Genomic DNA, 19,459 nt, shown 5'->3' with positions numbered 1-19,459 from the left:
CCATGGATTCCCGCTTTCGCGGGAATGACGAGGGAGAAGATGCTCACCGGCGATAGAAGCCCGGAACCCCTTTACCCTTTGACGTTCGGGGCCGGCATACCTCGACCTTGATCGTTTCAGGCTGATCAGCCTGAAACGTGAATCAAGGTCTCAGCCATCTGAAGAGAGCCTGATTCACGCCATCGGCGGAAGCGCAAAGCGCTTCCACCTCAGACGATCAGGCTCTATGTCGCCGACATGCTCAGCCTCTCCGAAGCCGAAAGCCGTACCGCCGACCTCGCCGCCGCCGCGCGCAAGGCCGGGGCCGACGCCGCCGACGTGATCTACGTCTGCAACAATTCGACCCAGATTTCGGTGCGCCTCGGCGCGCTTGAGGATGTCGAGCGATCGGAGGGCGAGGAGATCGGCCTGCGGCTGTTCGTCGGCCGCCGCTCGGCGAGCGTCTCGTCGTCGGACCTGTCGCAGTCGGCACTCGACGCGTTGGTCGAGCGCGCGGTGGCGATGGCGCGCGAGGCGCCCGAGGATCCCTATGCCGGCCTCGCGCCCGAGGACCGGCTGCTGCGCGGCGCGCTGCCCGACGTCGACGGCGACGACGGCGCCGATCCGTCGCCCGCCGAGCTGCGCGAGCGCGCCGAGGCGGCCGAGGCGGCGGCCCGTGCGGTCGAGGGCGTCACCAACAGCGAGGGCGCGGGGGCCTCGGCCAGCCGCACCGTCATCGCGCTCGCCACCAGCACCGGCTTCGCGCGCGGCTATTCGAACAGCGGCTATGGCTGCTCGGCCAGCGTCATCGCCGGCGAGGGCGGCGGCATGCAGCGCGACTATGCCTATCATTCGGCGCGGCACCTCGCCGACCTGGAGGATGCGGCGGCGATCGGCGCCCGCGCCGGCGATCGCGCGGTCAGGCGGCTCAACCCCGGCAAGCTGTCGAGCGGCGCGATGCCGGTGGTCTACGATCCGCGCGTCGGTTCGGGGCTGCTCGGCCATCTCGCCGGGGCGATCACCGGCTCGGCGGTCGCGCGGCGGACCAGCTTCCTCCTCGACAGGCTGGGCGAGCAGGTGTTCGCCAAGGGCATCGTCGTGCGCGACGATCCTCTCCGCAAGCGCGGCCTGCGCTCCAAGCCGTTCGACGGGGAGGGGCTGCCGACCAGGGCATGCGATATCATCGCCGATGGCGTACTGACCGGCTGGATCATGGATTCGGCCTCGGCCCGCCAGCTGGGGCTCGAGCCGACCGGCCATGCGACGCGCGGCGTCGGCGGCCCGCCGGGATCGGGGCTCACCAATCTCTATCTGGAGGCGGGCACGCTCTCGCCCGAGGAACTGATCGCCGACGTCAAGCTGGGCGTCTACGTCACCGAACTGATCGGGCAGGGCGTCAACGGCGTCACCGGCGACTATAGCCGCGGCGCGTCGGGCTTCGTGATCCGCGACGGCGGCCTCTGCGAGCCGGTGGCCGAGATCACTGTCGCCGGCAATCTCAAGGACATGTTCCGTGAGTTGACGCCGGCTTCGGATCTTGTGTTCCGCCGCGCCGTTGATGTTCCGACGATCAGGATCGAAGGGATGACGGTGGCCGGTGCCTGAAGGGCTCCTAGATGCGGTAAGCGCGGTCGCGGCCGAGGTGGGCGCGATGGCGCACGCCTCGTGGCGGGGCGATTTCAAATATTGGGACAAGACGCCGGGCAGTCCGGTCTGCGATATCGACCTCGCCGCCGACGCGCTGCTGCGCGAGCGGCTGATGGCGATCGATCCCGAAGCGGGCTGGCTGTCGGAGGAGACCGCCGACAGCGCCGAGCGGCTCAACTGCGTCCGGGTCTGGGTGGTCGATCCGATCGACGGCACCCGCGACTATGTGCGCGGTCGCGAGGGCTGGGCGGTGTCGATCGCGCTGGTCGAAGGCGGCCGGCCGGTGATCGGCGTGCTCGACGCGCCGGCCCGCGGCGAGCATTGGCGTGCGCAGGCCGGTCGCGGCGCCACTCGCAACGGTGAATGGGTGCGCGCCTCGGACCGGATCGAACTCTCCGGCGCACGGGTGCCGGCTGACGTCCTGCCGCGCGGCGACGCCGACCTGGTGACCGTCGCCAAGCCAAATTCGATCGCGCTGCGCATCGCGATGGTCGCGGCCGGCGAGGCGGACCTGCTGGCGACGCTCCGCTGGGGCCATGAATGGGACATCGCCGCCGCCGCGCTGATCGCGCAGGAGGCGGGGGCGACCGTCACCGACGCGCTCGGCCGGCCGCTACGCTACAACAGCACCAAGGGCGAACAGTTCGGCGTGCTGGCGACCGCGCCGGCGATCCACGCCGACGCCGTCGCCCGACTGGCGCGGCGCGCGGCGAAGGCCGTCATTCGCTAACGATCTCCCTTAGAGACCCAGGCGCGGAATCTCGATCGCGGGGCAGCGATTGACGACAGCCTTTAGCCCGGCCGCCTCGGCGCGGGCGACGGCCTCGTCGTTGAACACGCCCAGCTGGGTCCACACCGCCTTCGCGCCGGCGGCGATCGCGGCGTCGATCACCGGCCCGGCGGCGGTCGAGTTGCGGAAGATGTCGACGATGTCGATCGGCGCGCGGATTTCCTCGATAGAGGCGAGCACCGGCCGATCGTGGATGCGCTGCCCGGCGAGTTGCGGGTTGACCGGGATCACGTCGTAGCCGCGCGACAGCAGGAAGCGCATCACGCCGTGGCTCGGCCGGTCGGGCCGGTCGCTGGCGCCGACCATGGCGATGGTCTTCGCGCTGCGGAGGAGGTCGGCGATATCCTGGTCGGCGGTCAGCGGCATGGTGGGCTCCCGGCTATGGCATTCCTAAAATGATGCCGGTCTCGTCGGGTTCAACCAGTCGGCGATCTTCGCGGCGAGCGGTGCGAAGATCGTGTCGCCGTCCTGGGTGGCCGGAGGCAGGCCCGCGTCGGATGCGGTGCGGATGCCGATGTCGAGCGGGACGCGACCGAGGAAGGGCAGGTTCATCGACATCGCCGCCGCCTGCGCCCCGCCCTGGCCGAACGGATCGGAGACCTCGCCGCAATGCGGGCAGGCATAGCCGGCCATGTTCTCGACCATGCCGATCACCGGCACATGCGCCTGGTTGAAGAAGTCGATCGCGCGGGTCGCGTCGATCAGCGCCAGGTCCTGCGGGGTCGACACGATGATCGCGCCGGCCGGCTTGTATTTCTGCACCATGGTGAGCTGGACGTCGCCGGTGCCGGGCGGCAGGTCGAGGATCAGCAGGTCGACGTCGCCCCATTCGGCGTCGATCAGCTGCCCCAGCGCATTGGCCGCCATCGGCCCGCGCCAGGCGATCGCCTGCCCCGGCTTGACGAGCTGCGCCATCGACAGCATCGGCACGCCGTGTGGCGACATAACCGGGTCCATCTTCTGGCCCTGCGCTGTCGGGCGCATCCCTTCGGTCGACAGCAGCCGAGCCTGCGACGGGCCGTAGATGTCGGCGTCGACCAGCCCCACCTTGCGCCCCATCCGCTTCAGCGCGACGGCGAGGTTTGCCGACAGCGTGGACTTGCCGACCCCGCCCTTGCCCGATCCGATCGCGATGATCTTGCGGCCGCGCTTCTCGGCGGTCATCGCTACCCGCACCGTTTCCACCCCCGGCACCGCGATCAGCGCCTGCTTCACTGCGGTTTCGAGCTTGGAGCGGGCGTCGCCCGACAGGCCGGTGACGTCGACGACGACGCTGACGGTGCCGTCCTCGAAGCGCGGCGGAGCGGCGCGCCCGCTGGCGATCAGGCCCTTGCCGCTGATCGGATCGGCCACGCCGTCGAGCGCGGCGGGGAGCGAGTCTGTCATGTCCATGGGGCGTGCAAATAAGGACTCCGTCAGGAAAGGGCACTGTTTTTCCGCCGATCCGCACCTATAATGATCGGATGAACGACAGCGACAGCAGCGGAATGGCGTCGCGGCCGATGCTCAACGAGGGCGGGCCGTGGGGCGGAGGAGGATCGGGCGGCGGCGGGGGCGGCGATGACGGCAACCCCTGGAACCAGCCGCCGCGCGGACGGCCCGGCCGGGGCCCGGTGGGCCGTTCGGCCATCGACGAGCTGCTGCGGCGCGGCCGCGCCCGCTTCGGCGGTCGGGGCGGGCCGGAGCCCGACGCCGGGCGCATCGCGCTCTGGGCGGTCGGCGGGCTGCTGCTTGTCTGGATCCTGTGGACCAGCAGCCACCGGATCGACCCGCAGGAACGCGGCGTCGTCACCCGTCTCGGCTCCTATGCCACCACGCTCGAACCCGGCATGCGCTTCTCCTTCCCGGCGCCGATCGACATCGTCACCAAGGTCGACATCGAGGATATCCGCGTGAAGGACATCCCCGAAGGCGGCGGCAACAGCCAGAACCTGATGCTGACCGGCGACCAGAACATCATCGACCTGGCCTATTCGGTGCGCTGGAACATCCGCGATCCCGAGCTCTATCTCTACGAGCTGGCCGAGCCCGACGAGACCGTCGCCGAGGTCGCCGAGAGCGCGATGCGCGCGGAGATCGCCCGGGTCGCGCTCAACGACGCGATGGGTCCGCAGCGCAGCCAGATCGAGGCCCGCGTCCAGCAGCGGATGCAGGAGATCCTCGACAGCTACCGCGCCGGCATCACCGTGCAGGGCGTCGCGATCAAGCAGGCCGATCCCCCCTCGGCGGTGGTTGAGGCGTTCAAGTCGGTGTCGGCCGCGCAACAGCAGGCCCAGGCCTATCTCAACGAAGCGCGCGCCTATGCCCAGCAGCTCGGCGCCAAGGCCGAGGGCGAGGCGGCGGCGTTCGACAAGGTCTATGCCGAGTACAAGCTGGCGCCCGAGGTGACCCGCCGGCGCATGTATTACGAGACGATGGAACGCGTCCTCGCCAAGACCGACAAGACGGTGATCGAGGCGCCGAACGTCATGCCCTATCTCCCGCTGCCCCCCCAGCAGCCCAAGCCGGCTCAGCAACAATGAACGTCAGCGACAATTTCGCCAGCCGCAACGTGATCGGATGGGCGATCGCCGCCATCGCGCTGGTGCTCGTGCTCAGCAGCGTCGTCGCGGTGGTGCCCGAGACCAAGCAGGCGCTGGTCGTGCGTTTCGGCAAGCCCGAGAAGGTCTACAACGCCTATCGGCCCAACGAGGATTTCGGCGCGACCGGCGCCGGCCTGCTGTGGAAGATCCCGTTCATCGACCAGATCCACTGGATCGACAAACGGGTCCGCGACTTCGACATGGAGCGCCAGTCGGTGCTGTCGACGGACCAGCTCCGGCTCGAGGTCGACGCCTATGCCCGCTACCGGATCGTCGATCCGCTGCGCATGGCGATCACCGCCGGCAGCGAGCGCCGGGTCGAGGAGGCGCTGCGGCCGATCCTCGGCTCCTCGCTCCGCAACGAGCTCGGCAAGCGCCCCTTCGCGTCGCTGCTCAGCCCCGAGCGCGGGCAGGTGATGGACAATATCCAGACCCGGCTGAACCGGGTCGCGCGCCAGTACGGCGCCGAGATCGTCGACGTCCGTATCAAGCGCGCCGACCTGCCCGACGGCACGCCGCTCGATTCCGCCTTCAACCGGATGCGGACGGCGCGCGAGCAGGAGGCACGTTCGATCCTCGCGGAGGGCCGCAAGCAGGCGCAGATCATCACCGCCGAGGCCGACGCGCAGGCGGCCGGCACCTATGCCGAAAGCTTCAACAAGGACCCCGATTTCTACAATTTCTACCGGGCGATGCAGTCCTATCGGATGACCTTCGGCACCGACGGCACCGAGGCGCCCGGATCGTCCAACGTGATCCTGTCGCCCGACAACGAATATCTGCGGGAGTTCCGCGGGCGGCGCTAGCCGGGGAGCCCGGTCGTGACGGGACGGGCCCTTGATTCGCGCGGCCGGCTGGTTCAGCCTGCGGCGATCAGGGTCCGGGCCCGAAAGGAACAGCGCCGTTCAAGCGGGGTTCAGCGATCGGGAAAGAGATAAGACGCCCGGAATTCGGCAACGGCAGGACAGGAGATTTAAGGAGTTGGCCAAAGTGCGTTATGCCTATGGGATCACCGCGGCCTTGCTGGCGGGCGGTGCGGCCGCAACCCTGACCTTGCAGCAACCGGTCGGCGCCCAGGTGGCGCAGAACGCACCGGGTTCGATCAACGCGACCGCACCCCGACCAGGCGCGCCGATGAGCTTCGCCGATCTCGCGGCCAAGCTCCAGCCGGCGGTCGTCAACATCTCGACCACGCAGAAGATCCAGGTCCGCAGCGGCGGCAACGCCTTCTCCGGCACCCCGTTCGAGGAGCTGTTCCGGCGCTTCGGCGGCGGCCAGGGCGACGATGGCCGGCCGATCACGCGCGAGGCGACCTCGCTCGGCTCTGGCTTCATCATCTCGCCCGACGGCTATGTCGTCACCAACAACCACGTCATTTCCGCCTCGCCCGAGGGCGGCAGCGGCGCGGTGGTCAGCTCGATCACCGTCACGCTGCCCGACCGCAAGGAATATAAGGCGACGATCGTCGGCCGCGACCAGACGTCGGACCTTGCCCTGCTCAAGATCGACGCGAAGAACCTGCCCTTCGTCCAGTTCGGCGATTCGACCCGCACCCGGGTCGGCGACTGGGTGGTGGCGATCGGCAATCCGTTCGGCCTGGGCGGTACGGTGACGGCGGGCATCGTTTCGGCGCTGCACCGCTCGATCGGCATCAACGGTCCCTATGACCGCTACATCCAGACCGACGCCTCGATCAACCAGGGCAACTCGGGCGGTCCGATGTTCGATCTCCAGGGCAACGTCATCGGCATCAACACGGCGATCTTCTCGCCGACCGGCGGCAATGTCGGCATCGGCTTCGCCATCCCGGCCGAGGAGGCCAAGCCGATCATCGACCAGCTTCGCACCGGCCAGCGGGTGCGTCGCGGCTATCTGGGCGTCGGCATCCAGCCGATGACCGAGGATATCGCCAGCAGCCTGGGCCTGCCCAAGGACCGTGGCGAGATCGTCGCCCGGGTCGAGCCGGGTGAGGCGGCGGCGCGTGCCGGCATCCGCCAGGGCGACGTCATCGTCCGCGTCGACAATCAGGAGATCACCCCCGACAACACGCTGTCCTACATCGTCGGCAAGGCCGCGGTGGGCGCGCGCCTGCCGATCGAGCTGATCCGCGAGGGCCAGCGCAAGACGGTGACGGTGACGTTGGGCGAACGCCCGCCCGAGGACCAGCTCGCCAGCGCCGGCAACCTCGACGAGGACCAGGGCGACGACGCACCCGGCGCGGTGCAGGGCGCACCGGACCAGTCGAGCCGTTCCGCGATCGGCCTCGGTCTGCAGACGCTGACGCCCGACATCGCCCGGCGGCTGGGCGTTTCGTCGACGCTGCGCGGCGTGGTGGTCAACTATGTCGATCCGTCGAGCGACGCCGCGGCCAACGGCTTCCAGCCGCGCGACATCATCCTGCAGATCAACAATGTGCCGGTGGCGACGGTCCAGGCGGCGGCGGCGAAGATCGCCGAGGCGCAGAAGGCCAAGCGGCCGACCGTGCTGCTGTTCGTCCAGCGCGGCAACAACCCGCCGCGCTATGTGGGCGTGCAGATCCGCAACTGATCGATGGTTAGGGCGGTTGACGATCTGATCGGATCGGACGCCCTCTCCTCCGTTCATCCTGAGTAGGGACTGAGCTTTGGCGAAGGCCCGTATCGAAGGATATTTCGAGCCTCGAACGTCCCTTCGAGACAGCATTTCGACTAGGCTCAATGCTTCCTCAGGGCGAGCGGCCGGGTAAGCCGAAATCGCTCTGACATGAGAAAAGGGCCGGAAGCGCGAGCTTCCGGCCCTTCTCCGTTACGCTTGCGCTGCGATCAGAAGTGGTAGCTGACCGTCGCGAGCAGCGAGTGGTAGCCGAACTTGCTGAAGCTCCGCTTGAAGTCGGTGCCCGACGCGTTCTGCGCCGTGAACGGGCCGCCGGCGGGGCCGCCCGACGCGCGCACCGTGCTGTCGTTGTTCTTCAGCGAGGTGAACAGGTAGAGCGCGCCGACCGAGAAGCGGCCGACCTTCTGCTCGATGCCGCCGCCATAATTATAGCCCCAGGCGTCCTTGCTGGCGCCGTCGACGGTGAAGCTGTTGACGCCGTTCGAGGTCGAGAAGCTGTTGCGGATCTTGCCATAGGCGAGGCCGCCGGTGCCGTAGATCAGCGTGCCGGTGTCGAACGAGTAGCCGCCGCGGGCGCGGAGCGCACCGCCGCTGCGCACCTTCGCCTGCATCTTGTAGACCGCGGGCGTGGTGCTGAAGGCGGTGACATTGTCGTAGAGGTAGGTCTTGCCATATTCGACGACCGCGCCGACCACCGGCCCGCTCGTCTCGCCGAACTGATAGTCGTAACCGGCATGGACCTTCCAGGTGGTGCCGTCATTGTCCTTGGCGCAACCGGTGGTGGGGGAGGCCGACGTGGGCGCACCGCCGCAGCTGCCCGGCGCGAAATTGGGGAAGGCGTCGCCGAAGGTGCCGTCGAGGTTGCGATCGAACAGGACCTGCTCGTCGCCGTCGCGCGGCTGCCAGGCATAGCCAAGCTGGCCACCCACGTAGAAACCGGTCCAGTTGCTGGACGGGCTCTGTGCCGAGGCGGCGCCGGCGCTCATGGCTGCCAGTGCGATCGCGGCCGTGGTGGAAATCAATACTCGCATGTCTACTAACCCTTTCTGTTGCCTTGTGGGCATGACAGGAACGGTTCTCGACGGCGGTTTGATCCAGCGACCGGGCCGCTTTAGCGCGACTGATGCAATATTGTCACATTCGCGGGGGCGAGCCTAAGCTGCTGACAATGTTGTCTATTGCCCGAAGTCGGCTTCGCCTGCCCGGGCCAGCGCCTCGCGCGCCGCAGCGATCAGCGCGCCGGCCTTGGCCTCGCATTCGCGCTGCTCATAGGCGGGGTCGCTGTCGGCAACGATGCCGGCCCCGGCCTGGACGTGCATCCGCCCGTCCTTGACCACCGCGGTGCGCAGGACGATGCAGCTGTCCATCGATCCGTCGGGGGAGAAATAGCCGACGCCGCCCGCATAGGCGCCGCGCGTCTCGGGCTCGAGCTCGGCGATGATCTCGCAGGCGCGGACCTTGGGCGCGCCCGACACGGTGCCAGCCGGGAAGCCCGCGAACAGCGCGTCGAGCGCATCCTTCGCCGGGTCGAGCCGGCCGACCACGTTCGACACGATGTGCATGACGTGGCTGTAATGCTCGACCGTGTAGCTATCGGTGACCTCGACCGTGCCCGCCTGCGCGACCCGGCCGACATCGTTGCGGCCGAGATCGAGCAGCATCAGATGCTCGGCGCGCTCCTTGGGATCGGCGAGCAGGCTCTCGCGGTTGGCGGCATCCTCGAGCGCGGTCCTGCCGCGCGGGCGGGTGCCGGCGATCGGGCGGATCGTCACCTCCCCGTCGCGCGCACGCACCAGTATCTCGGGCGAGGAGCCGGTCAGCGCGAAGCCGGGCAGGTCGAGGAAATAGAGGAAGGGCGACGGGTTGATCCGCCGCAGCGCCCGATAGAGGTCGATCGCCGGCAGCGGGAAATCGACGGTGAAGCGCTGCGCCAGCACCACCTGGAAGATATCGCCGGCGGCGATATAGTCCTTCGCGCGCGCCACCATCTCGGCATAGCGGCCCGGCGCCATCTGCGGCGCGAGGCCGAGCCCGGCGGGATCGACGTCGCTGCGGCTGCGCGCGGGCAGCGGGCCCGCCAGCATCGCCGCATGCGCCTCGATCCGCTCGACCGCCTGGGCGACCTTGGCGGCGGGATCGCCGTCGGTGTCGGGCCAGATCGGCGCGACCAGGTAGAGCTGGTCGGCGAGCCGGTCGAAGACGAGGATCAGCGTCGGCCGCGCGAACAGCATGTCGGGCAGGTCGAGCGGATTGGCCGGCGGACGCGGTAGCGTTTCGACCAGGCCGATCGTCTCATAGGCGAAATAGCCGACCAGGCAGGCGAGCGCGCGGGGCAGCCCCTCGGGCACTGTCATCCGGCAGGCGGTGACGAGCTTGCGCATCGCGGTGAGCGCGTCGTCCTCAAGCGGTTCGAAGGCGTCGCGGTCGCTCGCCCAGCGCCGGTTGACCTCGGCTGCGCCGCCGCGCGCGCGGAACAGCAGGTCGGGGGCGAGGCCGAGCAGCGAATAGCGCCCGCGCACCGCGCCGCCCTCGACCGATTCGAGCAGGAAGTCGCCGCGTCCCGGCCGGATCAGCTTGAGCGCGGCGGCGACGGGCGTCTCGGTGTCGGCAACCTGCGTGCGCCATACCAGCGCGGGTTCCCCCCGCGACAAGGCGTCCAGGGCGGCTTGGTCCTGCGCGAAACCCATCCCCCGCCGGAACCTATTGACCGACCGAGCCGAACTGGCGCTTCGCGGCGGCAATCGCCTCCGGATAGCGCTTGACGTCGACGTCCTGGCTGACGGCGCGGATGAACTGGTCGCCCAGTTCGGCCTTCGACGCGCGGGCCAGCTCTTCCTGGGTCGCGCCAATCAGGCCTGGCGCCTTTGTGAGGTCCCCGGGGACGACCTGGTCGAGGACGGTGACGAACAACGCTTCGCCCTGCGCGCTCGGGACCAGCTTCGCCTTGCCCTTCTGCAGCGCGAACAGTGCGCTGACCGGTTCGGGGATCTGCGCCCCGCTCTGCTGCGCGCGCGCGATGTCGATCTGGCGGGCACGGGCGGGCCGCGCCGGGGGCAGGGTGACGCCGCTGTCGGCGATCGCCTTGGCCAGCGGCACGCCGCGATTGACCGCCGCGACCATCTTGTCGCCGACCGCCTTGGCGCGCTGGGCGGCGCGCTTGGTCACGATGTCGCGGATCACCATCGGGCGGACCTGCGCCAGCGGCAGCGGCGTCGGCGGGATCACCTTGGCGACGCCGAGCAGCGCATATTGCTGGTCGGCGACCACGGTCTCGACCGTCGGCCGGTCGTCCGGCGATCCGGCGAAGCCGCTCTTGAGCAGCGCGCCGAGTTCAGCCGGGGCCTTCCAGTCGGGCCGGTCGATTGGCTGGCCGCCGGCGAGCACCGCCGGGGTCTCGACCACGGTCAGCTTGTTGTTGGCGGCGACCTCGGCGAAGCTCGCGCCGTCGGCGATCGCGTCCTCGACCTTGCCGGCGAGCTCGGACAACGCCTCCTGCGCCTTCTGGCGGGTCAGGAGTGTGACGATCTCGGGTTTTACCTGGGCCAGCGGACGGCCCGGCGTGGCGGTCACCGCATCGACCTTCACGACATACCAGCCGAACGATCCCTTGGCCGGGCCGGCGATGTTGCCGGCGGCGGCGGCAAAGACCTGGTCCGCGACCGCCGCCCCGGCCGAGCCGCCATAAGCGGCCTTGCTCTGGCCGGTCAGCGCCGACGCCTCCAGCCCCGCCTTGGCGGCGGCGGCGGCGAGCGTCTGCCCGCTCCTGGCGGCGGCGGCGATGCTGCGCGCCAGCGTTTCGTTGGGCGTGACGACCTGGGTCAGGTTGCGCACCTCGCGAGCCGCATAGCTGTCCGCATTCTCGCGATAATAGGTGGCGATCTCGGCCTCGGTCGGCGTTGCCCGCGCGGCGACCTGATCGGCGCCGAACAGCGCGTAGCGCAGCACGCGCGCCTCGGGCCGGGTGAAGGCGGCGATGTTCGCCTTATAGGCGGCGGCGATCTCGGCCTCGCTCGGCTGGCGCGGATCGACGAAAGCGGCGAGCGGGATGATCCCGACCTGGCCGATCCGTTCCTCGAGCAGCAGCGCCGCATAGGGGCGGGCCAGCTTTGCCGGGGTGGGCGCCAGCGCGACGGCCGGCGTCAGGATCTGGTTGCGCATCAGCTCGCCAGCGATGTCGGCGCGCAGCTCGCGCTCGCTGATCCGCGCCTGGGCAAGGCGATTGCGCATCACCGTCTCGTCGAAGGCGCCGGTGATCCCGCGAAACGCATCCATGCCCGCGATCTGCGCGTCGACCAGCCGCTTGCCGATCGCGAATCCCTGTTCCTTGCCCCAGGCGTCGAGCGCGCGGGCGTCGATCAGCCCGTTGGTGACGCCCTCGAAGCCGCCGGCGGCGATGAAGCCCTTATGGTCGAGCTCGGGCCGTTCGCGGCGGAGCGCATCGAACTGGTTCTGCACGCGGCGCAGCAGATCGTTCGTGCTGATCTTGGAGCCGTCGATCTTCGCGACCGTGGCGCCGTTGCTTGTTCCTCCGATCGAACCGGGGCTTTCGACCCCGGTGATGATGAAGGCGACGAGGACCAGGGCGAGGATGCCGAGGACGATCCAGGAGGAAAGCGCGCGGCGGAAGAAGGAGATCATCAGGCGTTCCGTCTGAAACCGGGAAGTGGTTGCGCTGCCATAAGGCCGCCGGCCGATGGCCGCAATGGCGGGGATGGTTGCGACGCGCCGGATTGCCCCCTAAGGCCGGACGCTCAACAGCCAGAGAGGGTCGAAATGGGACTGCGCAAGCTCGTCGCCGGCAACTGGAAGATGAACGGATCGCTCGGCAGCCTCGCCGAGCTCGATGCGATCGCCGCGGCGGCGAAGGCGCAGGCCTCGGTCGACGTGGCGGTCTGCCCGCCCTTCACGCTGATCGCCCCGGCGGCGGCGCGCCAGCCCGGGCTCGCGATCGGCGCGCAGGATTGCCATGCCGAGCCCAAGGGCGCCCATACCGGCTGCGTCAGCGCAGCGATGCTGGTCGAGGCCGGCGCCCGGCTGGCGATCGTCGGCCATAGCGAGCGCCGCGCCGACCAGCACGAGACCGATGCAGAGGTGCAGGCCAAGGCGGCCGCGGTGATCGCCGCCGGGCTGACCGCGATCGTCTGCGTCGGCGAGACCGAGGCCGAGCGCGACGCCGGTCGTGCGGTCGCGGTGGTCGAAGGGCAGCTCGACGGATCGATCCCGCGCGACGGCACCGCCGCGACGCTGGTCGTCGCCTATGAGCCGGTCTGGGCGATCGGCACCGGCCGGACCCCGTCGACCGCCGACGTCGCCGAGATGCATGCGGCGATTCGCACGAAGCTGGGCGCGCTGCTCGGCGGCGAGGGCGCTGGGGTGCGGATCCTCTACGGCGGCTCGGTGAAGCCCGACAATGCGGCCGAGCTGCTCGCGGTCGCCGACGTCGATGGCGCGCTGGTCGGCGGCGCCAGCCTGACCGCCGCGCAGTTCGTGCCGATCATCGAGGGCGCCGCGGCCGCGTCGCGTTGATCGGATGGGTCGCCAAGGTTGAACCTTGGGCCCCGATCGACTAGATGCGCCCGATATTCGAAATCGAAAGCCGGCAATGCTCTTCACCTTCCTGCTCGTGGTCCACATCATCGTCGCGACGGCCCTCGTCGCGATCATCCTCGTGCAGCGGTCGGAAGGCGGCGGGCTGACCTCGGGCGGTAGCCCCGGCGGGCTGATGAGCGCGCGCGGCGCGGCCGACTTCCTGACCCGGACCACCGCGATCCTCGCCGGCGTCTTCGTGCTGCTCAGCATCGCGCTGGCCGCGCTCGCCTCGGTCGAGCGTGCGCCGAGCACGATCGACACTTCGCTGGTCGGCAAGACCGCCGCCCCCGCGAGCGCGCCGGCCCCGGCGCCGGTCAGCGACGATCCGCTCGCCGCGGCGGCGGCCCAGGGCGGCGGCATCGCCTCGAACGGCGCCGCGCCGCAATAAAATCTTCCCATTTCCGCGGATAACAGGCGCGCCCCGGTTCCGGGGCGCGACCCTTTTCGCGGTCGTCCACAATTTTTTGTCGATATCGAGGAGTCCCCCACCTTGCCCTTCGCCCCCCTGCGCGGCTAAACCCATTCTCCCATGGCGCGGTTCATATTCATCACCGGCGGCGTGGTCTCCTCGCTTGGCAAGGGTCTCATGGCGGCAAGCCTTGCCGCCCTCCTCCAGGCGCGTGGATACAAGGTCCGCATCCGTAAGTTCGATCCTTATCTGAACGTCGATCCGGGCACGATGTCGCCCTATCAGCACGGCGAGGTCTATGTGACCGACGACGGGGCCGAGACCGACCTCGACCTTGGCCATTACGAGCGCTTCACCGGCGTTCCGGGCCGCCAGTCGGACAACGTCACCTCGGGGCGGATCTACCAGACGATCATCCAGAAGGAGCGGCGCGGCGACTATCTGGGCGCTACCGTCCAGGTGATTCCGCACGTCACCGACGCCATCAAGGAATTCGCGCGCGCCGACACCGACGACCTCGACTTCGTCCTGTGCGAGATAGGCGGCACGGTCGGCGACATCGAATCGCTGCCCTTCATGGAGGCGATCCGCCAGCTCCGGAACGATCTCGGCCGCGGCAACTCGATCTTCGTCCACCTGACGCTGGTGCCCTATATCGCGGCGGCGGGGGAACTGAAGACCAAGCCGACCCAGCACAGCGTCCGCGATCTCACCTCGCTCGGCATCCAGCCGGACGTGCTGGTCTGCCGCTGCGACCGGCCGCTGCCCGAAGGCGAGCGCGCCAAGATCGCGCTGTTCTGCAATGTGCCGACCGAAGCCGTGATCCCGGCGCTCGATGCGAGCAGCATCTACGGTGTGCCGCTGCAATATCATGAGGAAGGGCTGGACGAGGCGGTTCTCTCCGCCTTCGGCATCGAGGCCAAGGACGAGCCCGACCTCACGCGCTGGACCGAGATCATCGACCGGCTGGAGAATCCCGAGGGCGAGGTGACGATCGGCGTGGTCGGCAAATATGTCGGCCTGCTCGACGCCTACAAGTCGCTGCACGAGGCGCTGGTCCATGGCGGCATCGCCAACCGGGTGAAGGTCAACATCCGCTGGATCGATGCCGAGCTGTTCGAGCAGGAAGAAGGCGGCATCGCCGCCCAGCTCGAGCCGATGCACGCGATCCTGGTGCCGGGTGGCTTCGGCGAGCGCGGGTCGGAAGGCAAGATCGCCGCGGTCCGATTCGCGCGCGAGCGCAAGGTGCCTTATTTCGGCATCTGCCTCGGCATGCAGATGGCCTGCATCGAAGGCGCCCGCAACACCGCCGGCATCGCCGCGGCCTCGACCACCGAATTCGGCCCCACCGATGAGCCCGTCGTCGGCATGATCACCGAATGGATGAGCGAGGACGGCCTGCAGAAGCGCGAGGCGGGCGGCGACCTGGGCGGCACGATGCGGCTCGGCGCCTATGACGCCAAGCTGTCGGGCAACAGCCATGCCGCCTCGATCTATGGCACGACCGACATCTCGGAGCGGCATCGTCACCGCTACGAGGTCAACGTCCATTATCGCGAATCACTCGAACGCGGCGGTCTCGTCTTTTCGGGCATGTCGCCCGACGGCGAACTGCCCGAAGTGGTCGAGCGGCCCGACCATCCCTGGTTCGTCGGGGTGCAGTTCCATCCCGAGCTGAAGAGCAAGCCGTTCGATCCGCATCCGCTCTTCGCCAGCTTCATCGCTGCCGCGCTCCAGCAGAGCCGGCTGGTCTAGAGTCGAGCTGGCGCCCCGCCGCCGTTCGTCCTGAGGAGGGATCGAGCTTCGGCGAAATGGCTCCTCAGGATGTGCGGGTCAGGGATGACCCTTCTCGGCGTGATTCGCGAAGGCGGTGACGGCCTCTGGCACGCTTCACCCCGGCAGGTCGGGAATCACGGGGTCGGTGGGGGCGCCCGGATCGGGATCGGTCGGCGACGGCACCGGGATGTCGACCGGGGCGTCGCTCGGCACCTCGTCGGGCGGCGGCGGCTGGCTGGCCATGGCGATTCTCCTCTCGGCGAGGAAACGCTCCGGTCCCGGCTGCTATCCGTGCGACCGACGGGACGGGGCGGAAGCACGGCGGTTGGCGGCGGCATGTCCTGAAATAGCAAACGCCGGGATCGTTCCCGATCCCGGCGCCGCGTGACGATATTCGCCAACCCCCTTAGTAGGCTCTACACCTGCCACCCCTTTAAATGGCGGCGGAGCCTCACTTTTTCCCCGAACCATGGCCGTTTTTTCTGCTCATGTTCCGTGACACTTCTCCTACAGCCGCCCCGGTGCCTTGTCATTGGCTTTCAAGGTTTCCGGACTCGAAAGACGGGGAGTGTGTTTTCTAGGCAACAGAGACCGATCGGTACCGGCCGGCATTTTAGGACGCGAGGCGGTTGCTCCGCGTGTCGCGTCCGCATAGACAGCGGCAGGCCCGATTTTACTGCGAGTAACCCGTTTCATGCGCCTCTCCCGCCATTTCCTCCCCGTGATGAAGGAATCGCCCGCCGACGCCCAGATCGTCAGCCACAAGCTGATGCTCCGCGCGGGCATGATCCGGCAGACCGCCGCCGGCATCTACGCCTGGCTGCCGCTCGGCCATCGGGTGCTCCGCAAGATCGAGCAGATCGTCCGCGAGGAGCAGGATCGCGCGGGCGCGATCGAGCTGCTGATGCCGACCATGCAGTCGGCCGACCTGTGGCGCGAATCCGGCCGCTACGACGCCTATGGGCCGGAGATGCTACGCATCAAGGACCGGCACGACCGGGAGATGCTGTTCGGCCCGACCAACGAGGAAATGATCACCGCGATCTTCCGCGACAATGCGCGCAGCTATCGCGACCTGCCGCGCATCCTCTACCATATCCAGTGGAAGTTCCGCGACGAGGTCCGCCCCCGCTTCGGCGTGATGCGCGGGCGCGAGTTCCTGATGAAGGACGCCTATAGCTTCGATCTCGACATCGAAGGCGCGCGCCACAGCTACAACCGCATGTTCGTCGCCTATCTGCGCACCTTCCGGCGGATGGGCCTGTCGGCGATCCCGATGCAGGCCGACACCGGTCCGATCGGCGGCGACCTCAGCCACGAGTTCATCGTGCTGGCGCCGACCGGCGAGAGCGAGGTCTTCTACCACACCAACTGGGAGGTCGAGCGCGCGCTCGACGTCGATGTCGACGACGTCGCGGCGCTGCAAGGCTTCGTCAACGGCCTGACCGCCGACTATGCCGCGACCGACGAGAAGCGCGATCCGGCGCGCGAAGCTGCGGCCGGCGACAAGCTCAAGCAGTCGCGCGGCATCGAGGTCGGCCACATCTTCTATTTCGGCACCAAATATTCGGCGGCGATGGGGATGACCGTGCAGGGCCCCGACGGCCAGCCGGTGACGCCGCAGATGGGCAGCTACGGCATCGGCGTGTCGCGCCTGATGGGCGCGATCATCGAGGCGAGCCACGACGATGCCGGCATCGTCTGGCCCGACGCGGTCGCCCCCTATACGGTCGGCCTGATCAACATGCGAGCCGACGACGCCCGCTGCGCGGCGGCGGCCGACGACCTCTACGCGAAGCTCGAAGCGGCCGGGATCGAGACGCTCTACGACGATCGCGACGAGCGCGGCGGCGCCAAGTTCGCGACGATGGACCTGATCGGGCTGCCCTGGCAGATCGTCGTCGGCCCGAAGGGCCTCGACAAGGGCGTCGTCGAGCTCAAGCGCCGCGCCACCGGCGAAAAGGTCGAGCTGTCGGTCGAGGACGCGATCGCGAAGGTGAGGGGGTGATATTGGCCTCCTCCGTCACCCCGGCGGAGGCCGGGGTCTCAGGAGATTCGAGCTCCGTCCTTGCCGCCCGAGATCCCGGCCTTCAGCCCTTGGCTGAAGTTTATCCCGAGCGCCTGCCTTGCAGGCAGCCGAGGGGCCGGGATGACGGCCTGTCGGGGCCGTCATGATCCTCAACCGCTACGAACGGATGATCGCCAAGCGCTACCTGCTGCCGGGCAGGGGGGAGGCGTTCATCTTCCTCGTCGCGTCGATCAGCCTGGTCGCGGTCGCGCTCGGCGTCGCCGCGCTGATCGTGGTGATGAGCGTGATGAACGGCTTCCGCGCGGAGCTGTTCGACAAGATCGTCGGCCTCAACGGCCATGCCGTTGTGCAAGGCTATGACGGCAAGCTCGACGACTGGCGCCGGATCGCCGCCGATGCGCGCAAGCTGCCGGGCGTCGTATCGGCGACACCGCTGATCGAGCAGCCGCTGATGGCGAGCTTCGGCGGCCGGGTCGAAGGTGTGCTGGTGCGTGGCATGACGCTCGAGGATATCCGCCGCAACCCGGTGATCCAGGGCAAGGTGGTGCGCGGCTCGCTCGACGCGCTGACCCCCGGTTCGGGCCGGGTCGCGATCGGCGCGCGGCTCGCCGAGCAGCTCGGGGCCGACCTCGGCAGCCAGATCAGCCTGATCAGCCCGCAAGGGCAGACGACGCCGTTCGGCACCGTGCCGCGCATCGTCTCCTATCAGGTCGCCGCGATCTTCGAAGTCGGTGTCTACGACTATGACAAGGCGTTCGTGGTGATGCCGATGTCGGACGCGCAGACGCTGCTGATGCTCGACGACGCGGTCGGAATGATCGAGATCCAGACAGTCGATGCCGACCGGGTCGGCGACATATTGGCGCCGCTCAAGCCGCTCATCGCCAGGCAGGGAGAGGTCCGCGACTGGCGGGCGCTCAACAGCTCGCTGTTCGAGGCGCTGGCCGTCGAGCGGGTGACGATGTTCGTCGTCCTGTCGCTGATCATCCTCGTCGCGGTGTTCAACATATTGTCGTCGCTGATCATGCTGGTCCGCGCCAAGCGGCGCGACATCGCGATCCTGCGGACGATGGGTGCCTCGCGCGCCGCGCTGATGAAGATCTTCATGACGGTGGGCACGGTGATCGGCGTGCTCGGCACCGGCGCCGGCATCGCGCTTGGCGCGGTCTTTCTCTTCTACCGGCAGGCGGTGGTCAATTTCGTCCAGTTCGTCACCGGCCAGAATCTGTGGGACCCGTCGATCCGCTTCCTGACCGAGCTCCCCGCCAAGAGCGACCCGGTCGAGGTGACCGCGATCATCGTCATGGCGCTGGGCTTCAGCTTCCTGTCGACGCTCTATCCGGCATGGAAGGCGGCGAGCACCGATCCCGTCGAGGTGCTCCGCTATGAGTGACGTTCTTGCCGTCCGTGCGCTCAGCCGTACCTTCCACCAGGCCGACGTCGCGATCCATGTGCTGCGCCAGGTCGACCTGGCGATCGCGCCCGGCGAGATCGTCGCGCTGCTCGGCCCATCGGGATCGGGCAAGTCGACGCTGTTGCAGGCGGTCGGCCTGCTCGAAGGCGGGTTCGAGGGATCGATCCGGATCGCGGGGGAGGAAGCCGCGAAGCTCGATTCGGCCGGGCGCACCCGCCTGCGCCGCGATCGGCTCGGTTTCGTTTACCAGTTCCACCACCTGCTGCCCGATTTCACCGCGGTCGAGAATGTCATGCTGCCGCAACTCATCCACGGCGCCGACGCCGCGCCTGCGCGCGAACGGGCGGAGGGCCTGCTCACCGCGCTCGGCCTCGCGCAGCGGCTCGGCCATCGCCCGTCGCAGCTTTCGGGCGGCGAGCAGCAGCGTGTCGCGGTCGCGCGCGCGCTCGCGAACCGGCCCGCGCTCGTGCTCGCCGACGAGCCGACCGGCAATCTCGACGAGGCCACCGCCGCCGTCGTCCTCGCCGAGTTCCTGCGGCTGGTGCGACAGGAGGGATCGGCGGCGCTGGTCGCCACCCACAACGAGCGGCTGGCGGCGCGGATGGACCGGGTGGTGCGGCTTCACGAAGGCCGCCTCGACTGATCGCATCGC

General features: G+C 68.8%; 17 protein-coding genes. 11 read left to right on the top strand and 6 right to left on the bottom strand.

Annotated features, from left to right (window positions below; all coding sequences use genetic code 11):
* Positions 1-237 precede the first annotated feature (237 nt).
* Together B5X82_RS18510 and B5X82_RS18505 are read left to right on the top strand one after the other, a co-directional pair.
* Positions 238-1,584, top strand: a complete 1,347-nt coding sequence (locus B5X82_RS18510; RefSeq protein WP_079649662.1) for a TldD/PmbA family protein — start codon at positions 238-240, stop codon at positions 1,582-1,584.
* Positions 1,577-2,356 (top strand): 3'(2'),5'-bisphosphate nucleotidase CysQ, encoded by a 780-nt coding sequence (locus B5X82_RS18505; protein ID WP_079649661.1) that lies wholly within the window; start codon positions 1,577-1,579, stop codon positions 2,354-2,356. The genes B5X82_RS18510 and B5X82_RS18505 overlap by 8 nt, the downstream gene beginning before the upstream one ends.
* 9 nt (positions 2,357-2,365) lie before the next feature.
* Here the strand turns inward: B5X82_RS18505 and B5X82_RS18500 are convergent, their stop codons facing one another.
* Both B5X82_RS18500 and B5X82_RS18495 read right to left on the bottom strand, forming a co-directional pair.
* Positions 2,366-2,782 (bottom strand): CoA-binding protein, encoded by a 417-nt coding sequence (locus B5X82_RS18500; protein WP_079649660.1) that lies wholly within the window; start codon positions 2,780-2,782, stop codon positions 2,366-2,368.
* A gap of 24 nt (positions 2,783-2,806) precedes the next feature.
* On the bottom strand, positions 2,807-3,808 hold the full coding sequence (locus B5X82_RS18495) for an Mrp/NBP35 family ATP-binding protein (RefSeq protein ID WP_079649659.1): 1,002 nt from the start codon (positions 3,806-3,808) through the stop codon (positions 2,807-2,809).
* A 71-nt stretch (positions 3,809-3,879) separates the two neighbouring features.
* Between B5X82_RS18495 and hflK the strand changes: the two genes are divergently transcribed.
* From hflK to B5X82_RS18480, 3 genes are all read left to right on the top strand, one after another.
* Entirely contained in the window at positions 3,880-4,938 is a 1,059-nt protein-coding gene (hflK, locus tag B5X82_RS18490) for an FtsH protease activity modulator HflK (protein ID WP_377266468.1), read from the top strand.
* Positions 4,935-5,804, top strand: coding sequence for a protease modulator HflC (hflC, locus tag B5X82_RS18485; RefSeq protein WP_047166973.1), 870 nt, complete (start codon positions 4,935-4,937; stop codon positions 5,802-5,804). The genes hflK and hflC overlap by 4 nt, the downstream gene beginning before the upstream one ends.
* A gap of 184 nt (positions 5,805-5,988) precedes the next feature.
* A complete protein-coding gene (locus B5X82_RS18480) occupies positions 5,989-7,545 on the top strand; it encodes a Do family serine endopeptidase (RefSeq protein WP_079649807.1) in 1,557 nt (518 codons plus the stop codon).
* Between the two features lie 254 nt (positions 7,546-7,799).
* On the opposite strand, the gene B5X82_RS18475 is transcribed toward B5X82_RS18480, so the two are convergent.
* From B5X82_RS18475 to B5X82_RS18465, 3 genes are all read right to left on the bottom strand, one after another.
* A complete protein-coding gene (locus B5X82_RS18475) occupies positions 7,800-8,621 on the bottom strand; it encodes an outer membrane protein (protein WP_079649657.1) in 822 nt (273 codons plus the stop codon).
* 144 nt (positions 8,622-8,765) lie between these two features.
* Positions 8,766-10,277: an anthranilate synthase component I gene (gene trpE, locus B5X82_RS18470; RefSeq protein ID WP_079649656.1), complete on the bottom strand. Its 1,512-nt coding sequence runs from the start codon at positions 10,275-10,277 to the stop codon at positions 8,766-8,768.
* A gap of 13 nt (positions 10,278-10,290) precedes the next feature.
* A complete protein-coding gene (locus B5X82_RS18465; RefSeq protein ID WP_079649655.1) occupies positions 10,291-12,228 on the bottom strand; it encodes a peptidylprolyl isomerase in 1,938 nt (645 codons plus the stop codon).
* Between the two features lie 135 nt (positions 12,229-12,363).
* Here B5X82_RS18465 and tpiA point away from each other — a divergent pair, with 135 nt between their 5' ends.
* From tpiA to B5X82_RS18450, 3 genes are all read left to right on the top strand, one after another.
* Positions 12,364-13,116 (top strand): triose-phosphate isomerase, encoded by a 753-nt coding sequence (gene tpiA / locus B5X82_RS18460; RefSeq protein ID WP_079649654.1) that lies wholly within the window; start codon positions 12,364-12,366, stop codon positions 13,114-13,116.
* Between the two features lie 76 nt (positions 13,117-13,192).
* Positions 13,193-13,567, top strand: a complete 375-nt coding sequence (gene secG / locus B5X82_RS18455) for a preprotein translocase subunit SecG (protein WP_079649653.1) — start codon at positions 13,193-13,195, stop codon at positions 13,565-13,567.
* Between the two features lie 141 nt (positions 13,568-13,708).
* Positions 13,709-15,343, top strand: coding sequence for a CTP synthase (locus B5X82_RS18450; RefSeq protein ID WP_079649652.1), 1,635 nt, complete (start codon positions 13,709-13,711; stop codon positions 15,341-15,343).
* A 135-nt stretch (positions 15,344-15,478) separates the two neighbouring features.
* Here the strand turns inward: B5X82_RS18450 and B5X82_RS27260 are convergent, their stop codons facing one another.
* Positions 15,479-15,607, bottom strand: a complete 129-nt coding sequence (locus B5X82_RS27260; protein WP_268878247.1) for a hypothetical protein — start codon at positions 15,605-15,607, stop codon at positions 15,479-15,481.
* A gap of 451 nt (positions 15,608-16,058) precedes the next feature.
* Between B5X82_RS27260 and proS the strand changes: the two genes are divergently transcribed.
* The 3 genes from proS (at position 16,059) to B5X82_RS18435 (ending at position 19,450) form a co-directional block, all read left to right on the top strand.
* Positions 16,059-17,372: a proline--tRNA ligase gene (proS, locus tag B5X82_RS18445; RefSeq protein ID WP_079649651.1), complete on the top strand. Its 1,314-nt coding sequence runs from the start codon at positions 16,059-16,061 to the stop codon at positions 17,370-17,372.
* A 163-nt stretch (positions 17,373-17,535) separates the two neighbouring features.
* Positions 17,536-18,786: a lipoprotein-releasing ABC transporter permease subunit gene (locus B5X82_RS18440; protein ID WP_079649650.1), complete on the top strand. Its 1,251-nt coding sequence runs from the start codon at positions 17,536-17,538 to the stop codon at positions 18,784-18,786.
* Positions 18,779-19,450: an ABC transporter ATP-binding protein gene (locus B5X82_RS18435; RefSeq protein WP_079649649.1), complete on the top strand. Its 672-nt coding sequence runs from the start codon at positions 18,779-18,781 to the stop codon at positions 19,448-19,450. Before B5X82_RS18440 ends, B5X82_RS18435 begins: the two co-directional genes overlap by 8 nt.
* Positions 19,451-19,459: the final 9 nt, after the last annotated feature.

This window comes from Rhizorhabdus histidinilytica (assembly GCF_900167915.1).
Classification (GTDB): Bacteria; Pseudomonadota; Alphaproteobacteria; order Sphingomonadales; family Sphingomonadaceae; genus Rhizorhabdus; species Rhizorhabdus histidinilytica.
This window is presented reverse-complemented; position numbering and strand designations above follow the sequence as displayed.